The 22,285-nt window shown below is 65.7% G+C and carries 13 protein-coding genes; 9 read left to right on the top strand and 4 right to left on the bottom strand.

Annotation, left to right across the window (positions count from 1 at the left end):
• Window positions 1-111: 111 nt before the first annotated feature.
• Window positions 112-588 carry a sigma-70 family RNA polymerase sigma factor gene (locus tag GYA94_RS07415; protein WP_054904869.1) on the bottom strand — a complete coding sequence of 159 codons (477 nt, stop codon included), beginning with the start codon at window positions 586-588 and terminating at the stop codon, window positions 112-114.
• 228 nt (window positions 589-816) lie between these two features.
• Here GYA94_RS07415 and GYA94_RS07410 point away from each other — a divergent pair, with 228 nt between their 5' ends.
• The 3 genes from GYA94_RS07410 to GYA94_RS07400 are packed head-to-tail and all read left to right on the top strand — an operon-like array spanning window position 817 to window position 5,367.
• Window positions 817-1,995, top strand: a complete 1,179-nt coding sequence (locus tag GYA94_RS07410) for an efflux RND transporter periplasmic adaptor subunit (protein ID WP_161892032.1) — start codon at window positions 817-819, stop codon at window positions 1,993-1,995.
• A complete protein-coding gene (locus GYA94_RS07405) occupies window positions 1,996-3,960 on the top strand; it encodes a MacB family efflux pump subunit (protein ID WP_161892031.1) in 1,965 nt (654 codons plus the stop codon).
• Window positions 3,961-3,963: 3 nt separating this feature from the next.
• Window positions 3,964-5,367: an efflux transporter outer membrane subunit gene (locus GYA94_RS07400; RefSeq protein WP_161892030.1), complete on the top strand. Its 1,404-nt coding sequence runs from the start codon at window positions 3,964-3,966 to the stop codon at window positions 5,365-5,367.
• 23 nt (window positions 5,368-5,390) lie between these two features.
• Here GYA94_RS07400 and pvdP read toward each other — a convergent pair whose 3' ends face one another.
• On the bottom strand, window positions 5,391-7,019 hold the full coding sequence (gene pvdP / locus GYA94_RS07395; RefSeq protein ID WP_161892029.1) for a pyoverdine maturation tyrosinase PvdP: 1,629 nt from the start codon (window positions 7,017-7,019) through the stop codon (window positions 5,391-5,393).
• Window positions 7,020-7,239: 220 nt separating this feature from the next.
• Here pvdP and pvdM point away from each other — a divergent pair, with 220 nt between their 5' ends.
• From pvdM to GYA94_RS07365, 6 genes are all read left to right on the top strand, one after another.
• Window positions 7,240-8,586 carry a pyoverdine-tailoring dipeptidase-like protein PvdM gene (gene pvdM, locus GYA94_RS07390; protein ID WP_054904864.1) on the top strand — a complete coding sequence of 449 codons (1,347 nt, stop codon included), beginning with the start codon at window positions 7,240-7,242 and terminating at the stop codon, window positions 8,584-8,586.
• 15 nt (window positions 8,587-8,601) lie between these two features.
• The gene (pvdN, locus tag GYA94_RS07385; protein ID WP_054904863.1) at window positions 8,602-9,873 is read left to right on the top strand and encodes a pyoverdine-tailoring periplasmic protein PvdN; all 1,272 of its coding nucleotides are present in this window, start codon (window positions 8,602-8,604) and stop codon (window positions 9,871-9,873) included.
• A 14-nt stretch (window positions 9,874-9,887) separates the two neighbouring features.
• Window positions 9,888-10,748, top strand: coding sequence for a dihydropyoverdine dehydrogenase (gene pvdO, locus GYA94_RS07380; protein ID WP_110676157.1), 861 nt, complete (start codon window positions 9,888-9,890; stop codon window positions 10,746-10,748).
• Window positions 10,749-10,864: 116 nt separating this feature from the next.
• Window positions 10,865-12,199: a lysine N(6)-hydroxylase/L-ornithine N(5)-oxygenase family protein gene (locus tag GYA94_RS07375; RefSeq protein ID WP_054904861.1), complete on the top strand. Its 1,335-nt coding sequence runs from the start codon at window positions 10,865-10,867 to the stop codon at window positions 12,197-12,199.
• Between the two features lie 16 nt (window positions 12,200-12,215).
• Entirely contained in the window at window positions 12,216-13,865 is a 1,650-nt protein-coding gene (locus GYA94_RS07370; RefSeq protein WP_110676159.1) for a cyclic peptide export ABC transporter, read from the top strand.
• 242 nt (window positions 13,866-14,107) lie between these two features.
• Window positions 14,108-16,534 carry a TonB-dependent siderophore receptor gene (locus GYA94_RS07365; RefSeq protein ID WP_110676161.1) on the top strand — a complete coding sequence of 809 codons (2,427 nt, stop codon included), beginning with the start codon at window positions 14,108-14,110 and terminating at the stop codon, window positions 16,532-16,534.
• An 87-nt stretch (window positions 16,535-16,621) separates the two neighbouring features.
• On the opposite strand, the gene GYA94_RS07360 is transcribed toward GYA94_RS07365, so the two are convergent.
• Both GYA94_RS07360 and GYA94_RS07355 read right to left on the bottom strand, forming a co-directional pair.
• Window positions 16,622-17,575 (bottom strand): alpha/beta hydrolase, encoded by a 954-nt coding sequence (locus tag GYA94_RS07360; RefSeq protein WP_110676163.1) that lies wholly within the window; start codon window positions 17,573-17,575, stop codon window positions 16,622-16,624.
• A 55-nt stretch (window positions 17,576-17,630) separates the two neighbouring features.
• The coding region (locus GYA94_RS07355; RefSeq protein ID WP_161892028.1) for a non-ribosomal peptide synthetase at window positions 17,631-22,285 on the bottom strand (4,655 nt) is incomplete at its 5' end.

Genomic DNA, 22,285 nt, shown 5'->3' with positions numbered 1-22,285 from the left:
CGGCTATTGCCAGGGCCCTGCCTGGCAGTGGTCTTCTTTGAGAGAAGTCGGGAAAACCGCATAAATCAAGTGACTGGCTGACAGAATTTGCATTTTCCTTGAGCCCGGCAATCAGCACTCCCACTCGCGCATGCGCACCCGGCAATGCTTCATGGCGTTGACGATGTGCTTTTCCACCAGGCTGCGCGAGATGCCCAGGTGCTCGGCGATTTGCTGATGAGACAAGCCTTCGAGCTTGCGCAGCAGGAAGCACTCGCGGCAGACCTTGCTCAACTCATCCAGCGCACGTTGCATCAGCGCCAGGCGCTGGTCGTGCTGCATGTCGTGCGCCGGCGCCGGGGTATGCCAGCGCTCGTCGCTATCGAGCACCTCCAGCGGCTCCGCCTGGCGCACCCGGTGGCGGCGGTGGCGGTCGACCACCAGGTTGAGCGCGGTACGATAAAGGAAGGCACGCGGGTGCTCGATGCGCTCGGCGTGGGTGCGTTCCAGCACCCGCAGATAAGCATCGTGCGCCACGTCCTCGGCGGCCTGACGATTGCCCAGGCGCGCGGAAAGGAAACCCACCAGTTCGCGATAGTAATGTTCCACGACGTTACCTGAGACCGCCCTGCCAGTTTTTGCCGGAACCCCTCCAGACACCAACGCGGGACCGAGTGATATCAAGTTGCGATCTTACAAATTATAATTATTCTCAGCAACAAAGGATCCTGCCCGAGACAAAGGCTAAATCCGCCCGGCTGACCTTCGTCTATCTGGGACCTCAGTGCGCGCCGCAATCGGGCTGCGCGTGGCCATCACTCCTGGCTGGAAGCCTGCATGACACGTTCAACCAACACCCGCCGTCGCGCCCTGCTCGTAGGCCTGGGCCTGCTGGGCCTGGGCAGCCTGGTGGCCTGGAAAGCCCTGCCCTTCGGGGCTCAGCCAGTCAGCACGGTCGCGGTCACCCGTGCCGATATCGAAAGCAGCGTCACAGCACTGGGTACCCTGCAACCACGGCGTTATGTGGATGTTGGCGCACAGGCGTCCGGGCAGATCCACAAGCTGCACGTCGAGGTCGGCGACACTGTGCGCAAAGGCCAGCTGCTGGTCGAAATCGACCCCTCCACCCAGCAGGCCCGGCTGGATGCCGGGCGCTATTCGATCGACAACCTCAAGGCTCAGCTGGCAGAGCAGCGCGCGCAGTACCAACTGGCCCAGCAACAGCTCAAGCGCCAGCGCGACCTGGCCGCCGCCGGCGCCACCCGTGACGAAGACGTGCAAACGGCTGACGCCCAGCTGAAGGTCACCCAGGCCCGCATCGACATGTTTCAGGCGCAAATCCGCCAGGCCCAGGCCAACCTGCGCAGCGATGAAGCCGAGCTGGGCTACACCCGAATCTACGCACCGATGGACGGCACGGTGGTGGCAGTCGATGCCCGCGAAGGGCAAACCCTCAATGCCCAGCAACAAACCCCGTTGATCCTGCGCATAGCCAAGCTCTCGCCAATGACCGTGTGGGCGCAGGTGTCCGAAGCCGACATCGGCAAGGTCAAGCCCGGCATGACCGCCTACTTCACCACCCTGGCCGGCGGCAAGCGCCGCTGGACCAGCACCGTGCGGCAGATCCTGCCGATCCCGCCCAAGCCGCTGGACCAGGCCAGCCAGGGCGGTGGCAGCCCCGCCAGTGCCATCGCCGGCACCACCGGCGCCCAAGTGGTGCAATACACCGTGCTGCTCGATGTGGAAAACCCCGATGGCGCCCTGATGGCCGAGATGACCACCCAGGTGTTCTTCGTCGCCGGCCAGGCCAGCCAAGTGCTCACGGCGCCACTGGCAGCCCTGGATGGTGCCGGCGACGAAGGCGTGCGCCTGGCCCAGGTGGTCACCCGCGACGGCAAGATCGAACAGCGCAAGGTGCGCACCGGCCTGAGCGATCGCTTGCGCGTGCAGATACTCGACGGCCTTGCCGAAGGCGAGCAACTGGTCATCGGCGCCCCAGCCGCCAGCGGAGGTTGAATGACAGCGCCCTTGATCGAACTCACTGACATCCGCAAGCACTACGGCGGCATCGACTCGCCGAAGGTGGAAGTGCTACGCGGCATCAGCCTGAGCATCCACTCCGGCGAGTTCGTCGCCATCGTCGGTGCCTCCGGCTCGGGCAAGTCGACCCTGATGAACATACTTGGCTGCCTCGATCGCCCTACCACCGGCAGCTTCCGCTTCGCCGGCAAGGATGTTGCCGAGCTGGACAGTGACGAACTGGCCTGGCTGCGGCGCGAAGCCTTCGGCTTCGTATTCCAGGGCTACCACCTGATCCCCTCCGGCTCGGCCCAGGAAAACGTCGAGATGCCGGCCATTTATGCCGGTACCCCGGCCGCCGAGCGCCATGCCCGCGCTTCGGCCCTGCTCGAACGCCTCGGCCTGGCCAGCCGCACGGGCAACCGCCCGCACCAGTTGTCTGGCGGCCAGCAGCAGCGGGTGTCGATCGCCCGCGCCTTGATGAACGGCGGCCACATCATCCTCGCCGACGAACCCACCGGCGCCCTGGACAGCCACAGCGGCGCCGAAGTCATGGCCCTGCTAGACGAACTGGCCAGCCAGGGCCATGTGATCATCCTCATCACCCACGACCGTGAAGTGGCGGCCCGGGCGCGACGGGTGATCGAAATTCGCGACGGCCTGGTGATCAGCGACTCGGCGGCCGACCGGCCCCTCGACGCGGCGCACCCAGGCCTGCAGGCCGACGACCTGCGCCAGCGCCTGGACCGCGGCGCCACCTTGCGCGGGGCCTGGAAGGGCGAGTTGCTCGAGGCCCTGCAAGCGGCCTGGCGGGTCATGTGGATCAACCGCTTCCGCACCGCCCTGACCCTGCTCGGCATCGTCATCGGCGTGGCCTCGGTGGTAGTGATGCTGGCTGTCGGCGAAGGCAGCAAGCGCCAGGTCATGGCCCAGATGGCTGCGTTCGGCTCGAACATCCTCTACCTCAGTGGCCGCCACGCCACGCTGCGCGAACCGGCCGGCATCGTCACGCTGGACGATGTCGCCGCCATCGCCCAGTTACCCCAGGTCCAGCGCATCATGCCGGTGATCGGCGACCAGTTGACCGTGCGCCACGGCAACAACAACCAGCAGTTCTATGTCGGCGGCAATAACACCCAGTTCTCCGAGATCCTCAACTGGCCAGTGGTCGAAGGCAACTTCTTCACCGAAGCTGACGAACGGGCTGCCGCCGCCGTCGCGGTGATCGGCCAGAAGGTCCGGGACAAGCTCATGGAGCCTGGCAGCGATCCGCTGGGCCAGTACCTGCTGATCGGCAACGTGCCCTTCCAGGTGGTCGGCCTGCTCGCCGGCAAAGGTGCCAGCTCCGGCGACCAGGACAGCGACGAGCGCATCGTGGTGCCCTACTCCGCCGCGTCCGTACGCCTGTTCGGCAAGCAAGACCCGGAATACGTGATCATCGCCGCAGCCGATTCGAGCCGGGTGAGCGAAACCGAGCGGGCAATCGCCCACCTGATGCGCCAGCGCCACCAGGACAAGCAGGACTTCGAACTGACCAACGACGCCGCGCTGATCCAGGCCGAGGCGCGCACGCAGAACAGCCTGTCGCTGATGCTCGGTGCCATCGCCGCCATTTCCCTGCTGGTCGGCGGTATCGGCGTGATGAACATCATGCTCATGACCGTGCGCGAACGTACCCGCGAGATTGGTATCCGCATGGCCACCGGCGCCCGCCAGCGCGATATCCTGCGTCAGTTCCTCAGCGAGGCGGTGATGCTATCGATGGTCGGCGGGGTGACGGGTATCGTGCTGGCACTGTGCATCGGTGGCGGCCTGATGCTCGCCGACATCGCCGTGGCATTCGCCCTGCCCGCCATTCTCGGCGCCTTCACCTGCGCCGTCATCACCGGCGTGGTGTTCGGTTTCATGCCGGCCCGCAAGGCTGCGCGCCTTGATCCGGTCAAAGCCCTTACCAGCGTATAGCCCATGACATTGCCAAGCCGCATCAGCCTGTTGACCCTCAGCCTGGCCCTGGCCGCCTGCAGCACACCGCCCGCCCCCGAGGCCGGCATTACCGAGCCGCCAACCTGGCAATCCCGAGCCGACGCCTCCAGCCAGGCCCTGCCGGATGCTCACTGGTGGCAAGCCTTCTCCAGCGGCGAACTGGACCGCCTGGTCGAACGCGCCCGGCACAACAGCCACGACCTGGCCGCCGCCGCGGCACGGGTGCGCCAGGCCCAGGCGCTGGCTGTGATCGCCGGCGCTGCGCGGCTGCCGGAGCTGACGCTCGGAGTGGACGGCAGCCGCCAGCGCCTGTTGCGCGGCGACGGCAACGACCAACTCGACGCCAGCAGCAGCGAGCGCACCAGCACCTCATTCGGCACGCGCTTGAGCGCCAGCTACGAGGTCGATTTCTGGGGTGGCATCCGCGCCGCCCGCGACAGCGCTCTGCATGGCCTGGACGCCAGCCGCTTCGATCGCCAGACGGTGGAGCTGACGCTGACCAGCGCCGTCGCCGATAGCTACCTGCAGGGCCTGGCGCTGCAGGAGCAGCTGCGCATCGCCCGGCTGAACCTCAAAAACGCCCGGGACGTGCTTGGCCTGGTCGAGGCACGCCAGCGTTCTGGCTCGACCACGCGACTGGAGCTGGCGCAGCAACGCAGCCTGGTGGCGGCCCAGGAGCGCCAGGTACCCCTGCTGGAGCAGCAATGGCAGAACAACCGGATAACCCTTGCCACCTTGCTCGGTGATCCGGTGCAGGCATTACCGAACACCAACGAATCGATCGCTACCCTGCGCTGGCCGGCGATCGGCAGCGGGGTGCCCAGCGACCTGCTCGGCCGACGCCCCGACATTGCCGCCGCCGAGGCCCGGCTGGCCGCCGCCAGCGCCAACGTACAAGTGGCCAGGGCCGCCATGCTGCCCAAGCTGACCCTGGGAGCAGACCTGGGTAGCGGGGCACGGACCTTCGCCGATATCCTCGACAGCCCCTTCTATACCCTCACTGCCGGCATTGCCACACCCATCTTCAACAACGGCCGCCTGCGCGCCGAGCGCGAACTGGCCAGTGCCGAACAGGAAGAGCTGCTGCACGATTACCGCGCCGCAATCCTGGCAGGTTTCGCCGACGTGGAAAAAGCGCTCAATGCGATCCATGGCGTAGACCGCCAGCGGCAATGGCAGGACCAGGAGGTACAGGAAGCACGCACCGCCTTCGCCCTGGCACAGCAGCGCTACAGCGCCGGCGCCGAAACGCTGCTGACGGTGCTGGAAACCCAGCGCACGCTGTATGTTGCCCAGGACCAGCAGGCGCAACTGTACCTGGCTCGACTGCAGGGCAGCGTGGCGTTGTACAAGGCTCTGGGAGGTGGCTGGCAGGTCGAGCGCTGATGCATTCCCTGTGGGGCGCGGTGTCAGCGCTTCGCCAGTTTCAGGTTGCGTGCGTACCAGGGCCGCTGCGGCACCTTCGGCCGCAAGCTGGCAAACAGGTCGTCATCGGCGAAGATGATACGCAGCGCCAGCTTCATGGTCTCTGGGTCCATCTCCACACTGCGCCCCGGCCGCAGCCCCGGCACAGTCGAACAGCCATGGGTATCGGGCCCCAGCCATGGGTCGGATACCTCTACCCAGCGCCCAGGCGCGAACCACGGCACACCGTTGACCTCGGCGCGCCGCACCTGGCCGGGATGCACACGCTCGTGGGCGCGGAACCAGTCTTCTATGCGGTCATCGATCCAGCCATGGAAGTGCCAGAACACCGGGTTTACATGGGATGAAAACGGGTCGCCAAGGAAGTCGTTTTCCGCCTCGAACCAGCGTGCGGCAAAGTCCTCCGGCTGGCGCGCGAACGGCACCGGCAAGCCGCTGGACGGGTCGCGCGGCACCGAGGCCCAGCGCATGTGCAACCAATCGTGCAGGCCCAGTTCCATCTCCGAACCGAACTGCGCAAGGGTGAGCGTACTCAGGTAATGCGGGTCGGTGTACCTCGACTCCCAGACCTGGAAGTTACCGTGGAAAGTATCCGGCGTCTTGATATCGCGCACCCACTGGGTATACGCCGCATCGTCCGCAGCCAGCCAGGTGGGTGGCAAGGCCGTACCGTCATGGTTGTCGAAATAGTTGGCAAAGCCGACCCGGTCGCGTTCGAGCTCTGGCTGCGGCAGCGGGAACCGCGCCCACGACGGCAGGTCCTGAATGACCCGGGCAGCACGCAGCATGTGCCGGTGCATGAAGAAAAAGTCCTCGCCCGAGCCATTGCGATCCTTGTGCCGGCCACGGGCGTCACGCTCACGGTCGCGCGGCCCGGGCTGCCAGCCCAAGCCGCGCAGGGCCGCCTGCTTGTCCTTGTCGAGGTTGTGCCACTTGTCACGCGAGGCATGCCACAATTGGTGGAACAGGCGGTGCTCCGGCGCAATCAGCCAGGCCAGCAAGGCCGGGGACAGAGGCGTGCGCTCGCGAGCCTCGGGGAAACTGCGCTTGAGCGCAACAAAAGTGTTGTCCTGCACGGGTAGGGTCAACGAACGCCCCAGCGCAGCGATGCGCCCGTTCAGGGTGGCCTGCCCGGCATTGCCGAACTCACCCCAGACTTCGTCGAGTACCACCGTGCATTGGTAGTCAGCATGCCCTTCCCCCGGCGCGGTAGAAAACAGCCGCCAACGCAAGGTCCTGTTCGCATCGGTCAGCAGGTCACCGACTACCCGATAACGCGGCGCCTCGGCACCCCGCAGGCGCTCGGGCGTGTCCAGGTAACCACGCAGGCCGCGGCCACTTGGGGCGACATCGAGAAACATTTCCAGTTCACCCTCAGGCAGGCCGGGCAGCCCGGCATCTTTCCCTTGCAGTGTAAAACGCCAGATCCCGCGCAAGGTGTCGCCCAATTGCTGCAGCGCCGCATCGGCCAGTTCCACCACCGCCTCACCGGGGGTTTCCGGAAACTGCTCGTCGAACCGCTGGCGCTGCACATGCTGCGCATACATCGCGCCGGGCACCGCCACGCCTGCCAATGCCACACCGGCGATGAACCCGCGTCGAGAAATCGTCATTGCAACTACCTGAGCATTCATTGCGGCCGTGGAGCACGGCCCGTCCAAGGCTAAAACGTTGCATCTTCGGCGAAATTTAATGCCAGGCCTGGCTCGGCCTGGTTCGAAGCCGGCGATAAATTTGCCCGGCGGTCGCTCGTTCACCTGATACCCAAGCCCTGCCCAAGCAGCACGTTGTGCGTCGGCAGGCCGCCCCGATCAACCGTGCAACGAGATGGCAATGACCAAGACCCGTTCCCGCAAGGCCCTTTACATTGGCCTACCCCTGGCCCTGGTGGCCGCCCTGGGGGGTGTCGCCGGCTATTTCTTCTGGCAACAGCAGCACGCCGGCTATCCGCTGAAAATCGTGCAACAGGCCAACGACCTGCACGAGCACATGCTGTCGTTCGACAGCCATGTCACCGTGCCCCTCGAACTGGGCAGCGCCGGCCAGGAAATCGACAAGGACGGCCCGGGCCAGTTCGACCTGGTCAAGGCCAACCGGGGCCGCCTGTCCGGTGCGGCGCTGACCATCTTCGGCTGGCCGGAAATCTGGAACGGCCCAAACGCCCCGCACCGCCCTACCCCCGGTTTCGTCGATGCCGCCCGGCAGGAACAGGAAGCCCGCTACAAGATCATCAGCGGGATGGTCCGTGACTTCCCCAACCAGGTCGGCATCGCCTACACCCCCGACGACTTCCGCCGGCTCAATGGCGAAGGCAAGTTCGCCATCTTCATCAGCATGCTCAACGCCTACCCACTGGGCCACGACCTGTCGCAGCTGGACTTGTGGGCTGCGCGCGGCGTGCGCATGTTCGGCTTCAGCTACACGGGCAACAACGACTGGGCCGACTCCTCGCGCCCACTGCCGTTCTTCAACGACACCGCCGACGCCCTCGGTGGCCTGTCGCCGCTGGGTGAGCAGGCGGTCAAGCGCCTCAACGATCTGGGCGTGATCATCGACGTATCGCAGATGTCCACCCTGGCGCTTGAAGATGTCGCCCGCCTTAGCCGCGCGCCCATGGTGGCCTCGCACTCCGCGCCCCGGGCGCTGGTAGACATCCCGCGCAACCTCTCCGACAAGGAGATGCAGTTGATCAAGGACAGCGGCGGTGTCATCCAGGTGGTCGGCTTCGGCCAGTACCTCAAGCCCCTGAGCAAGCCGGTGATTGAAAAACTCGACGCCCTGCGCGCGCGCTTCGACCTGCAACCCCTGCAGGGCCTGGCCAACGCGCTGATGCCGGGCGATGCGGTGATCGCCATCTGGCCCGAAGCGCGTTTCGGCGAATACGCCAGCGCGCTGTACAGCACGCTGGAAGAAGAGCCCAAGGCTACCCTCGCGCAGTACGTCGACGCCATCGACTATACGGTGAAGAAAGTCGGCATCGACCATGTCGGCATCAGCTCTGACTTCAACGATGGCGGCGGCCTGGACGGCTGGAATGACGTCAGCGAAATCCGCAACGTCACCGCCGAACTGCTGACCCGAGGCTACAGCGAAACGGACATCGCGAAGCTCTGGGCAGGCAACTTCCTGCGCGTCTGGGAACAGGTGCAGAAAGCTGCCCGCCCCGTCGCCAATCGCTGAACAAGGCCGACACCCATGAGTAACCGCCGCACTTTCCTCAAACAGGCCGGGCTGCTGGCCGCAAGCCTGCCACTGTTACCCCAGGCCCTGGCCCAGCCCGCCAAGCCGTTGGCCGGCCCCGACAAGTGGCGCAACCTGCGCGAGCTGTTTCCACTCGACCCGCAGATTGCGCATTTCGCCAACTTCCTGGTCACCGCCCATCCGCGCCCGGTACAGGAAGCCATCGACCGCCACCGCGCCGACCTGGATCGCAACCCAGCTGCGCTGATGGATTGGGAAAGCCAGTACGAATGGCAGCGCGAAGATGAAGTACGCGAGTGGGCCGCGCGCTACCTGGAGGTCGGCCCGCGCCAGATCGCCCTGACCGGCAGCACCACCGAAGGCCTGGCGATGATCTATGGCGGCCTCAAAGTCGGCGCCGGGCAGGAGGTGCTGATTACCGAGCACGAACACTATTGCGCGCAGAAGGCGCTGGAGTTCCGCAACCAGCGCCAGGGCACCGCGGTGCGCCAGATCCGACTGTTCGACGACCCATGGACGGTCTCCACCGACCAGGTACTGAGCACCCTCGACAAGGCCATCAAGCCCAACACCCGGGTGCTGGGCATGACCTGGGTGCACTCTGGCAGCGGCGTCAAGCTGCCGGTGGGCGAGATCGGTGAACTGGTGCGCCGGCACAACCGCGAGCGCAGCGAAGCCGAGCGCATCCTGTACGTGGTCGACGGCGTGCATGGCTTCGGCGTGGAGAACGCCCGCTTCGCCGACTTCAACTGCGACTACTTCATCGCCGGTACGCACAAGTGGATGTTCGGCCCGCGCGGCACCGGGATCATCTGCGCTGCCTCCACCGGCATGCAGCACCTGGTGCCCAGCGTCGCCACCTTCTCCCGCGATGAGGACTTCGCCACCATCATGACCCCGGGCGGCTACCACGCCTTCGAGCACCGCTGGGCCACAAGCGAGGCCTTCAAGCTGCACCTGCAACTGGGCAAGGCCGAGGTGCAGCAGCGCATACACCAGCTCAACAGCCTGCTCAAACAGCGCCTGCTCGAGCACCGCCAGATCCAGCTGGTGACCCCGCGCAGCGAACAGTTCTCCGCCGGTTTCACCTTCTTGCGCATCAAGGATCGTGACGCCGACGCCGTGGCCGCGCACCTCACCACCAACAAGGTGATGTGCGACGCCGTAGACCGCGACGTCGGCCCGGTGATCCGCCTGGCCCCAAGCCTGCTCAACGACGAGCAGCAGATAGACCGGGTCATGTCCCTCATTACCCAGCAACTTTGAACAAGGCATCTTCCATGAGCGCACCCCTGCACCGCCTCACCCTGGCCGCCGTGCTGGCCGCCTGCAGCCTGCCGGCCCTGGCCGCGCAGCCGTCGGACAAGCCCGGCACAGTGTTCCGCGACTGCGACAAGGCCTGCCCGGAAATGGTCGTGCTGCCCGCCGGTACCTTTACCATGGGCACCCCGCCCGACGAGATGGGCCGCCAGGACGACGAAGGTCCGCAGCACCCGGTCACCTTCGCCAAGCCGTTCGCCATCAGCCGCTTCCAGATCACTGCCGCTGAATGGGCCGCCTACCAGAAGGCCACCGGCATCGTCATCGCCGACGGCGACGATCGCCCCGGGCGGCGCTGCACCAATAGCAAGCCCAGCTACCAGCAAGGCCCTCGCCAGCCGGCCGTGTGCATGAGCTACCAAGACATCGAGCACTATGTGGCCTGGCTGTCGAAGAAAACCGGCAAGCACTACGCCATGGTCAGCGAAGCGCAGCGCGAATACGCCGCACGCGGCGGCAGTACCGGCATGTTCCCGTTCGAGCCGGACGCCAATCTCGAGATCAGCAAGAACGCCAACGTCTACGGCCCCAAGGACGGCTTCAGCTACAGCTCACCGGTGGGCAGTTTCCCGGCCAATGCCTTCGGTGTGTACGACATGCATGGCAACGTCTACGAGTGGGTCGCCGACTGTTACCACGACAGCTATGTCGGCGCGCCGGCCGACGGCAGCGCCTGGAAGGAAGCCGGCTGCCGGCAGATCTCGATCCGCGGCAACGACTGGGGCGAGGCACCGATCTTCTCGCGCTCGGGCAACCGCAACACCACCGTGCGCGACGACCGTGGCGACTGGATCGGATTCCGCGTGGCCCGCGAGCTGTAAAGCGCCAGGCGGCGGTAAATTCTCCGCCAGCAGGCTCGTTCCTATCGGTGTACTTGCGCAGGACACGGGGCGCCCTTCAGCGGCGCCCCCACTCGACCATCCAAGGAACCGCAACCATGAGCCAGACCTCTTCCCCCGAAAAAATCCACGACCTGATCGGCGTCGGCTTCGGCCCTTCCAACCTGGCCCTGGCCATCGCGCTGGAAGAGCTCGCCGAGACCAACGGCCATGCTCTCGACGCCCTGTTCATCGACAAGCAGACCGACTACCGCTGGCACGGCAACACCCTGGCCACCCAGAGTGAGTTGCAGATCTCCTTCCTCAAGGACCTGGTTTCGCTGCGCAACCCTACCAGCCCCTACAGCTTCGTGAACTACCTGCACCAGAAGCAGCGCCTGGCCGATTTCATCAACCTGGGCACCTTTTACCCCTGCCGCCTGGAGTACAACGACTACCTGCGCTGGGCCGCCGAGCACTTTGCCACCCAGGCGGTGTACGGCGAGGAAGTGTTGCGCATCGAACCTGAGCTGCGCGAGGGCAAGGTCGACCACCTGCGCATCGTCTCCCGCGACCCGCAGGGCCGTGAAACCCAACGCCGTGCCCGCTCGGTGGTGGTCGGCAGCGGCGGCACGCCGAAGATCCCCGACGCCTTCCGCGCCTTCAGGAACGACCCGCGGGTATTCCACCACTCCCAGTACCTGAGCGCACTGCAGCAGCTGCCTTGCAACGAAGGCAAGCCGATGCGCATCGCCGTGGTCGGCTCCGGGCAGAGCGCCGCCGAGGCCTTCATCGATCTCAATGACAGCTATCCATCGGTCAAGGTCGACATGATCCTGCGCGCCTCGGCCCTCAAGCCGGCCGACGACAGCCCGTTCGTCAACGAGATCTTCGCCCCCGAGTACACCGACCTGGTGTTCAACCAGCCCCACGCCGAGCGCGAGAAGCTGGTCAGCGAATACCACAACACCAACTACTCGGTAGTCGACGTTGACCTGCTCGAGCGCATCTACGGCATCCTTTACCGCCAGAAGGTCGCGCACCTGCACCGCCACGCCGTATTGTGCCGCCGCACCATCGAAGATGTGGTGGAAACCGCCGCAGGCATCGAACTGACCTTGCGCGACCTGGCCACCGATGTGCGCCAGACCCACCGCTACGACGCGGTGATCCTCGCCACCGGCTACGAACGCCGCTCGCACCGCGAATTACTGGCACCCCTGCAGCAGCACCTGAAGGACTTCGAGGTAGACCGCGACTACCGCGCGCTGGCCCACTCCGAGTTCGGCGCCAACGTCTACCTGCAAGGGTTCTGCGAAGCCTCCCACGGCCTCAGCGACACGCTGCTGTCGGTATTGCCGGCACGTGCGGCGGAGATCGGCCAGTCGCTCTACCAGCATCTGGGCAAGCAGGCCAGCAACGCGCCAGCCAGCCTGCGCCAGACCTGCGCCTGAGGACGGGAACCAGCCGATGAGCACTTCCAACCGCGGGGCCCTGCGTGAATTGCTGGCCCTGCTCAAGCCATTCTGGCCGATCGTCACACTGTCCATCTTCCTCGGCATGATCGGGGGCCTGAGCGTGACCACGCTGTTGGCCACCATCAACGGCGCGCTGCACGCCGAGGGCGACCTGGGGCACAGCCTGATCCTGGGCTTTGCCGGGTTGTGCCTGCTGGCACTGGTGAGCACGATCCTGTCGGATATCGGTACCAACTACGTTGGCCAGCACATCATCGCCCGCCTGCGCAAGACCCTGGGGGAGAAGGTGCTCGCCGCGCCGATCGAGCAGATCGAGCGCTTTCGCAGCCACCGTCTGATTCCGGTACTGACCCATGATGTCGACACCATCAGCGACTTCGCCTTCGCCTTCGCGCCGCTGGCGATTTCGCTGACGGTGACCTTGGGCTGCCTGGGCTACCTGGCCATGCTGTCGTGGCCGATGTTCCTGCTGATGCTGGCGGCCATCGCCGTGGGCACGAGCGCCCAGTACCTCGCGCAATCGGTAGGCGTGCGTGGCTTCATGGCCGCCCGCGACGCCGAGGACGACCTGCAACGCCAGTACAACGCCGTGGCCGGCGGCGCCAAGGAACTGCGCATCCACCGCCCACGTCGCCACCGCATGTTCGTGCATGGCATCCAGGCCACCGCGGATTTCATCTGCAAGACCCAGATCCGCGCAATCAACACCTTCGTGATCGCCAAGACCTTCGGCTCCATGCTGTTCTTCGTGGTCATTGGCATCGCACTGCTGATGCACGGTGCCGGCCCAGGGCAGGACAAAGCGGTCATCAGTGGCTTCGTCCTGGTGCTGCTGTACATGAAAGGTCCGCTGGAGCACCTGATCGGTACGCTGCCCATCGTCGGCCGCGCCGGCATCGCCTTCCAGCGCATCGCCGAGCTTTCCCGGCAGTTTTCCTCACCCGAGCCGCACCTGCTGCTGACCGACGCACCGGCTGCCAAGGCCAAGGTGCGCAGCCTGGAACTGGTCGAGGTGAGCTACGCCTTCCCTGCGGTGGGCGATGCCGCGCCCTTCCGGCTGGGGCCGGTCAACCTGCGGATCGAACAGGGCGAAATCGTCTTCATTGTCGGCGAGAACGGCTGTGGCAAGACCACGCTGATCAAGCTGTTGCTGGGACTCTACGCACCACAACAGGGGCATATCGCGCTGGATGACAAGATCATCGATGCCAGCGACAGGGACCAGTATCGCCAGCTGTTCACCACGATCTTCGCCGACTACTACCTGTTCGACGATGTGATCCAGGGTGAACAGAGCATTCCCGAAGATGCCAACCAGTATCTGGAACGCCTGGAAATCTCACACAAGGTGAGCATCCAGGACGGCAAGTTCACCACCACCGACCTGTCCACCGGGCAACGCAAGCGCCTGGCGCTGATCAATGCCTGGCTGGAGCATCGCCCGGTGCTGGTGTTCGACGAGTGGGCGGCCGACCAAGACCCGACCTTCCGCCGGATCTTCTACACCGAGCTGCTGCCCGACCTCAAGCGCCTGGGCAAGACCATCATCGTGATCTCCCACGATGATCGCTACTTCGATATCGCCGACCAGCTGGTACGCATGGAGGCCGGTCGCGTGGTCACCCAGCACGTCGCGGCCTGACCCTTGCGACGCACGTGGCGCACGGCCTGGCCAGTCCGGAGCACGGCGCCGCGATCCGCCCGCAAGGAAGGCGGAACAGCCGACGCCATGGCATTCCCCCTGCGGGGTTTTCATCAGATAAATCGCCAAGCACAGATTGCTGATTCTTTTTTCCGGTTTCCAATCCGTGATGCGTCTAATTATCAGTTACTGACCATTCCAAAAGAAAAACTGCCCACATCCCTCAGGAGTTCCTTTCACCCATGCACCGCCCGAACCTGTCCCCGACCCTTCTGGCACGCGCCGTACGTCCATCGCAGTCGAACCGTATGGTACTGCCGGGTGCCCTGCTGGCCCTGATGCTGCTGGGGAGCAGCGCAGCCCACGCCGAGCAGGTCTCCGTCAACATCGCCGCCCAGCCGCTGTCCAGCGCCCTGCAGCAACTGGGTCAGCAGACGCAGATGCAGATCCTCTACAGCCCGGAATTGGTGCAAGGTCTGAAGTCCAGCCCGGTATCCGGCTCGCTGTCGACCGACGAGGTGCTGCAGCGCATGCTCCAGGGCAGCGGCCTGTCCTACCGCGTGGACGGCCACACCATCCTGCTGGTACCGCCACCCAGTGCCGGCGAGGCCGCACTGGAGCTGAGCCCAACCGCGATTTCGGGCATGGCGCCAGGTTCGGTCACCGAAGGCTCCGGCCTGTACACCACCTACATGTCCAGTAGTTCGACGCGCCTGAACCTGACCCAGAAGGAAACGCCGCAATCGGTCACCGTGGTCACCCGCCAGCGCCTGGACGACCAGAAGCTGACCAACCTGACCGAAGTGCTCGAGGCCACCCCGGGCATCACCGTGCTGCGCACCGGCATCGGCGCCGAGAACGACACCTACTGGTCGCGCGGCTTCCAGATCAACAACTTCGAGATCGACGGTGTTCCCACCTCCCCGCGCCTGGACAACACCACCCAGAGCACGGCGATGTACGACCGTGTCGAAATCGTGCGTGGCGCCACCGGCCTGATCAGCGGCACCGGCACCCCGTCGGCGACCATCAACATGATCCGCAAGCGCCCGACCGCGACCTTCCAGGGCAGCGTGACCGCCGAAGCTGGCAGCTGGGACCGTTACGGCACCGGATTCGACGTTTCCGGCCCACTGACCGACAGCGGCAACGTCCGCGGGCGTCTGGTGGTCGACTACAAGACCCAGAACTCCTTCGTCGACCGCCTCGAGCAGGATACGCAGCTGATCTACGGTATCTCCGAGTTCGACCTCAGCGATGCAACCATGCTGACCGTCGGTTTCAGTTACCTCAATACCCAGGTCGACGACCCGCTGCGCACCGGCTTCCAGGTCCGCTACGCCGACGGCAGCAAGACCGACTTCAGCCGCTCGAAGAACAGTTCGCCAACCTGGTCGTACAACGACCGCAAACAGACCAATGTCTTCACCTCCCTCGAGCATCAGTTCGACAACGGCTGGAGCGGCAAGGTCGAGCTCAGCCACAGCGTCATGGACTTCGACGAGCTGATCAACTACATGAACGGCGAGATCAGCCCGGTGGACGGCTCGGGCGCCTACATGTACCCCAACCGCTGGTCGGGCAAGCCTCGCCAGAACAACCTCGACGCCTACCTGACCGGCCCGTTCACCCTGTTCGGTCGCGAGCATGAACTGATCACCGGGGTCACCCTGTCCCGCTACACCGAAAACACCCCGGATCACGGTGGCTGGTTCGGTCCCTGGACCGGCTATGACGGCACCATCGACAATATCTGGGACTGGAAAGGCCAGGGCCCGCGCCCGGACACCACCACCATCGGCAAAACCTACATCCAGGAAAACCAGTACGCCGCCTACATGACCGGTCGCTTCCACGTGACCGACGACCTGGCCGTGATTCTCGGCGGTCGCGTCACCGACTGGCGACGCACCAGCGACTACCAGAACTGGAGTGATCCGACGCTCGACAACAAGAGTGACGAGAACCGCCACGGCGTGTTCCTGCCCTATGCCGGCGTGGTCTACGACCTCAACGACACCTGGTCGGTCTACGGCAGCTACACCAAGATCTTCAACCCGCAGCCCTATGGCGTGCACGATGAGAATTACAAGGCCCTCGACCCACAGGAAGGCACCGGTTACGAGCTGGGCGTGAAAGGCAGCTTCAACGAGGAAAAACTCAACGCCAGCCTGGCGCTGTTCCGCATCGACCAGGACAACCTGGCCGTCTATGAGCGTGCGCCGGACATCTACCGCGCCGAGCAGGGCACCACCACCAAGGGCGTGGAGCTGGAGCTCAACGGCGAGCTGGCCGAGGGGTGGCAGGCGTTCGCCGGCTACGCCTACAGCGTCAGCACCGACTCCGACGACAACCGCATCGTCACCAACACCCCCCGTCACAGCGCCAAGACCTTCACTACCTATCGCCTGCCCGGCATTCTGGACAACAAGCTGACCATCGGCGGTGGCGTGAACTGGCAGAGCAAGACCGGCCAGGACCTGCACACCTTCACCCAGGGCAGCTATGCCGTGACCAACCTCATGGCGCGCTACGACATCACCCGGAACCTGAGCGCAACGCTCAACCTCAACAACGTCTTCGACCGCAAGTACTTCTCCTACGTCGACAGCTGGGGCGTGTACGGCGCGCCCCGCAACTTCATGACCAGCGTGCAGTACAAGTTCTGACCGCAACCACGACCCAGGGCGCAAGGCCCTGGGTCGTATGCAACGCAAAAGGGCCGCATGGCGGCCCTCCCTATCCAGTGCAAACCATCAGTTCAAGGCGTCACGCAGTACCTGCGCCAACCTCTCATACACCGTGTCGATCTCAGCCGTGACCAAGCGCATGCGCAGAAAGTCGTGCACCAACCCCTCGAACACCTCGCAGCTGACCGCTACCCCCTGCTCGCGCAGGTGACGTGCATAGGCCTGGCCTTCATCCAGCAATGGATCGAAACCTGCCAGGCCGATGTAGGCCGGCGCCACGCCCTGCAAGCCGGTGGCCAGCAGCGGCGAGAAACGCCAGTTCGAGCGGTCCTCGGCCTGGCGCGCATAATGGTCGTAGAACCACTCCAGGGTGGCGCTCTCCAGCAGGTAGCCCTCGGCGAACAGCGTACGCGACTCCCAGCGCTTCGAGGCATCGGCCACTGGATAGCAAAGCAATTGCAGCCGCGGCTGTACAGGCCCACCCAGGTGTGCGGCGTCGATCGCCAGCACGCTGGCCAGGGTCGCGCCGACACTGTCGCCGCCCACGGCGACCCGGCTGGCATCCAGCCCCCACTCGCGCCCGTTGCGTGCCAGCCACGCCAAGGCATCGGCGCAGTCGTTGAGCGCCACCGGAAAGCGTTGCTCGGGCGCGCGTCGGTAATCGACGGTCAGCACCGCGCAGGGGGTGCGCGCGCAGAACTCGCGACAGACGCCATCGTGCGAGGCGATGCTGCCCACCACGAATCCACCACCGTGCAGGTACAGCAGCACCGGCAGTGGTTGCTCGGCAGGCGCGCAGGGCCGGTAAAGACGCAGCGCCAGGGTGGCGCCATCGCGAGCCTGGCAATGCAGGTCCTCGCTATGGACCTGCGGCGCTTCCCAACGCATGCGCACGGAGGCTTGCTCGAAGGCGTCGCGCGCCTGGGCGGGGGTCGAGCGGTGGAAGGCCATGGACTGGCCATCGCCAGGGCTGGCGTCGACCAGGTCGAGGAATTCGGCAATTTCAGGGTTCAGTGGCATGACTCGGTTCCTGGGCCGGACGCACCCGCATCCGGCCTGTCAGAAGAAGGAAAATTCAGTTGGCCTGGACCTGCAGGCAGTGCTCGATCAACAGCGTCAACTCGGCCTGGAACTGGTCCATGAAGGCCGTGATGGTGCCCTGGCGGAAGCGTCGGTTGCTGTAGATGCAGCGGAACGACAGCTTGCCGTCGAACACCTGGCCCACCACTTCGAGCCAGTTGGCCAGGCTCGCCTGCTGCGAGAAGCTGTCGCCGACGCTCTCCGGCGCGGGCAGGAACAGCGCCTGCTCGGCATCGAAGCTCTGGTCGAGCTGCCCCAGGTAGTTGAAGGTGACCTGCGCCTGCGGCAGCTCGGCCAGGCGCGCGCGCACCCACGGTTCGTCCATGTGGCGCAGCACCCCGTAGCCGATGCCCTTGTCCGGCACCTGGGCCAACTGCTCGCGAACCGCCACGATCGACGCCCCGGGGTCGGCCACCGGGCTCAGGCGTACCGGATACATGCTGGTGAACCAGCCCAGGGTACGGCTCAGGTCCAGTTGCTCGAAAAGATCCTCGCGGCCATGGCCTTCCAGCAGCACCAGCGCCGACGCACTGTCGTCCCATTGGCACAGGGCCCGGCTCAGCGCAGTCAGCAGCAGGTCGTTGATCTGCGTCTGGTAGGCTGCGGGCGCCTCCTTGAGCAACTGTGCGGTCCGTTGCGCATCCAGGCTGAACGCGGCCTCTTCGCGGTGGCACATGAGGTTGCCGCCACGTGGGTTGTCACAGCGCAGCGGCCCGTCCTGGCGGTCGAGCTGCGCCACCCAGTAGTCGAGCTCACGTTCGCGCAGGGTCACCGCATGGCCGGCCAGGCCAGCGGCCCATTCACCGAAGCTGCTGGTGCGCTGCGGCAACCGCGGCTCCCGGTCGGCGAGCAAGGCCTGGTAGGCCTCCTGCAAGTCCTGCAGCAGCACACGCCAGGACACACCGTCGATCACCAGGTGGTGGATCACCAGCAGCAGGCGTACCTGGCCATTACCCAGGGTCGCCAGCAAGCCGCGCATCAGTGGCCCCTGGGCCAGGTCCAGGCTGCGTTGCAGTTCATTGGCCAGGTCCTCCAGCGCTTCTTCGTCGGCCACCTCGCGCACCCACAGCAGCGGGTCATCGCCAAGGCGCTGCAGGCACTCCTGCAACGGCTGGTAACGCTGGATCCAGCGCCCCTGCTCGTGGCTGAAACGCAGGCGCAAGGCATCGTGCTGGCCGAGCATGCAGGTCAGCGTGCGCTCCAGCGCCTGCGCATCCAGTGGCTGGTTGGCACGCAGGATCAAGGCCTGGTTGAAGTGTTCCGGCGCATGGGTTTGCGCGGTGAAGAACCACTCCTGGATCGGGATCAGCGGGAAGGCGCCCTCCACCACCACGGCCTGCTGCTCGCCGCTGACCCGCGACACGCCCTGCTGGTCGAACAGGTTGGCGATGGTCTGGCAACGCATCAGCTCGCGCAGCTTGAGCTCCAGTTTCAGTTGCGCATGGTTGCGCACCCGCGAAATCACCTGCAGGCTGAGAATCGAATCGCCGCCCAGCTCGAAGAAGTTATCGGTGATCCCCACCTGCTCCACCTGCAGCACCTCGGCCCAGATCTGCGCCATCCATTGTTCCTCCTCGCAGCGCGGGGGCACATGGCTGGCCAGGTCGAAGGTGGGCTCCGGCAGGGCCTTGCGGTCGAGCTTGCCATTGGGCGAGACCGGCAGGCGCTCCAGGCAGATCACCTGCAACGGCACCATGTAGGCCGGCAGCGTTTCGGCCAGGGCGGCCTTGAGCTGATCGCCGCGAACCTCGGCGCTGGCCGCCACGTAGCCGATCAACTGCTTGCCGGAAACACCGTCGCGAGCGATCACCACGGCATCGCCGACACCCGGTTGCTGGCGCAGGCTGGCTTCGATCTCGCCCAGCTCGATGCGGAAACCCCGCACCTTCACCTGGTGATCCAGACGCCCGACGTAGTCCAGTATTCCGCTTTGACGCAGGCGCACCAGGTCACCGGAACGGTAGAAACGTGCCCCGGGCTCACCGAACGGGTCGGGCACGAACCGCTCGGCAGTGATCGATGGCCGCTGGTGATAGCCGCGAGCCACGCCATGGCCACCGATGAACAGCTGCCCGGCAAAACCGACCGGCAATGGGTTGAGGTCATCGTCCAGCACCCGTAGCGAGCGCTGCCCCACGACTCGGCCAATGGGTGCGTAGGCCGCGCCGCAGGGCTCTTCGGCCGAGGCCTTCCAGAGCATCGGCGTGACCACCGTTTCAGTCGGCCCATAGCCATTGGTGATGTAGCGTGGCCGCAGCACCTCGCGCACCTCGGCCAAGGTCTGCTCCGGCACGGCGTCGCCGCCCAGGCAGTAGATACGCACCGGGGGCGGCTCGACACCGCTGCGCTGCACATATTCGGCCACCTGCTTCAGGTAGGCGGGCGGGAAGCAGGCGATGTCGACCCGGCCCCGGCTCAGCGCCTCGCAAGTCTGCTGGGGCGTCCACAGTTCGTTGTCGCGCAAGATCAGCGTACCGCCCACCGCCAGCGTGGTTAGCCAGCGCTCGTGGGCACCGTCGAAGGCGAACGACATGAAGTGCAGCTCTCGGGTGCCGGCCTGCATCTCGTAGAGTTCGGCGATGGCCTGGCAATGCATGCTCAAAGGTCCGTGGCTGACCGCCACGCCCTTGGGCACACCGGTCGAGCCAGAGGTGTAGATCAAGTAGGCCAGGCTGTGCTCGCCCGGCACCGGGAACACGCTGGCCGGCGTACCGGCTTCGCACGCCAGGGTCGCCGGGTCGAGCGGTTCCAGGCCCACGGGCAGGGGCAGGCGCTGCCCCAGGTCGGCACGACCGATCAGCTGGCGCATGCCGGAGTCCTGGATCATGAAGGCCAGGCGTTCGGCCGGGTAGTCCAGGTCCAGCGGCACATAAGCCGCACCGCTCTTGAACACCGCCAACAGGGCCACCAGCATGTCCACCGAGCGTTCCAGGGCTACGCCCACCAGTACCTCCGGGCCGGCACCACGGGCGAGCAGTTGCCGCGTCAGCACGTCGGAACGGGCCTCCAGCGCCGCGTAGCTGAGGCTCTGGCCGGCACACTCGGCGGCGATGGCCTCGGGCCGCGCAGCCGCCTGGCGAGCGATCAGCTGGGCCAGCATCACCGGCTCGCCGGTCTGCGCCGGCACCGCGCCCCAGGCGTCAAGCGCCTGAGACTGCGCCGGGCTGAGCCGTTGCAGGTTGCCGATGCATTCGGTAGGGCTGTCGATCATCGACTGCAGCAGGGTCTCCATCAGTGCGCGAATGCCCTGTACGACCTCGGCCGTGAAGTGGCTACGCAGGAACAGGTACTCGATGGCCAGGGTCTCGCCGAGGGTTACCGCCAGGTCCATGGGGAAGTTGGTGACGTCGTGGCTGCTCGAGGCGCCGAAGCGCAGGCCGCCCTGGGCCTGCTCCAGGCGTTGGTCGATGGGGTAGTTCTCGAACACGATGATACTGTCGAACAGGGCCTGGCCACCCTGCCCCGACCAACGCTGGATGTCAGCCAGCGGCGCATGGGCGTGCTCGCGCAGGTCCAGGTTGTCGGCCTGCAGCTGCTGCAGCCACTGATCCAGGCGTTGTGTCGGCTCGAGGGTCTGGATCACCGGCAAGGTGTTGATGAACAGGCCAAGCATGTGCTGCGCGTTGGCCAGGCTCTCGGGGCGACCGGCCACCGTAGCGCCGAAGGCCACGCTGCGCTGGCCGGTGTAACGCTGCAGCAGCAACAGCCAGGCGCCCTGGATCAGGGTGTTGGCGGTAATGCCCTGGGCCCGGCAGTGCTGCTGCAAGGCGGCGGTGCGCTGGGCGTCCCAACGGGTGTACAGCGCCTCGTGCCCCGGCAGGTCGGCAGTGTGCCGCGGGTGAATCGACTGGCTCAGTTGGGTCGGCGCCTCGAGCAGGCGCAGACGGCCCTGCCAGTAGTCCTGCAGGCGCCCCTGATCCTGCGCCTGCAACCAGGCGATGAAGTCACGGTAGCGGCCGCTGTCGCCGGTCACTTCACCGCTGGCGTAGTGCTGCAGCACCTCGCCGAACAACTGCGAGCTGCTCCAGCCGTCCATGAGGATATGGTGGCTGGTCCACACCAACTGGTGCTCGGCGTCGCCCGTGCGCACCAGCAACAGGCGCTGCAGCGGCACCTGGCCGAGGTCGAAGCCACGCTGCGCGCGGGCGACCGCCTCAAGGTCGGCGGCGGTAAAGGTTCGTGCCCGCCAGTCGAGCACGGTCATCGCCACGTCGACGTGACGGTGCACCACCTGCAACGGCGCGCTCTGGCCGCCTTCCCAGTGGAAGGACGTACGCAGGATCTCGTGACGGCCGATCACATGCTGCCAGGCGGCGCGGAAGCGCTCTTGCTCGAGCCCCGCGACCGGCAGGCTGAGCTGGTTGACGTACAGGTCGTCGCCTGCGTCGGACAGGCTGTGGAACAGCATGCCCTGCTGCATCGGCGACAGTGGGTAGATGTCTTCGATTTCGGCCACCGCCACCGGCAGTGCGTCGAGTTGCCCTTGGCTCAGGCCCGCCAGCGGGAAGTCCGACGGCGTCAGCCCTTGCGGTGCCTGGCAGTGCTCGACCAGCGCCGCCAGCTCCGCCTCGTAGGCCCGCGCCAGCCGCTCGATGGTCGCGCGGGCGAACATCTGCCCGCTGAAGCTGAACGCCAGGCTCAGCTCGCCGC

The sequence above is a fragment of the Pseudomonas juntendi genome, from assembly GCF_009932375.1.
GTDB lineage: Bacteria > Pseudomonadota > Gammaproteobacteria > Pseudomonadales > Pseudomonadaceae > Aquipseudomonas > Aquipseudomonas juntendi.
Note: the sequence above shows the minus strand (reverse complement) of the source record. Positions and strands in the feature narration are given on the sequence as shown.

Excerpts from the sequence above, each read along its gene's own strand:
- GYA94_RS07410 (WP_161892032.1), top strand. The coding sequence starts at position 817 with ATGACACGTTCAACCAACACCCGCCGTCGCGCCCTGCTCGTAGGCCTG.
- GYA94_RS07405 (WP_161892031.1), top strand. The coding sequence starts at position 1,996 with ATGACAGCGCCCTTGATCGAACTCACTGACATCCGCAAGCACTACGGC.
- GYA94_RS07400 (WP_161892030.1), top strand. The coding sequence starts at position 3,964 with ATGACATTGCCAAGCCGCATCAGCCTGTTGACCCTCAGCCTGGCCCTG.
- pvdP (WP_161892029.1), bottom strand. The coding sequence starts at position 7,019 with ATGACGATTTCTCGACGCGGGTTCATCGCCGGTGTGGCATTGGCAGGC.
- pvdM (WP_054904864.1), top strand. The coding sequence starts at position 7,240 with ATGACCAAGACCCGTTCCCGCAAGGCCCTTTACATTGGCCTACCCCTG.
- pvdN (WP_054904863.1), top strand. The coding sequence starts at position 8,602 with ATGAGTAACCGCCGCACTTTCCTCAAACAGGCCGGGCTGCTGGCCGCA.
- pvdO (WP_110676157.1), top strand. The coding sequence starts at position 9,888 with ATGAGCGCACCCCTGCACCGCCTCACCCTGGCCGCCGTGCTGGCCGCC.
- GYA94_RS07375 (WP_054904861.1), top strand. The coding sequence starts at position 10,865 with ATGAGCCAGACCTCTTCCCCCGAAAAAATCCACGACCTGATCGGCGTC.
- GYA94_RS07370 (WP_110676159.1), top strand. The coding sequence starts at position 12,216 with ATGAGCACTTCCAACCGCGGGGCCCTGCGTGAATTGCTGGCCCTGCTC.
- GYA94_RS07365 (WP_110676161.1), top strand. The coding sequence starts at position 14,108 with ATGCACCGCCCGAACCTGTCCCCGACCCTTCTGGCACGCGCCGTACGT.
- GYA94_RS07360 (WP_110676163.1), bottom strand. The coding sequence starts at position 17,575 with ATGCCACTGAACCCTGAAATTGCCGAATTCCTCGACCTGGTCGACGCC.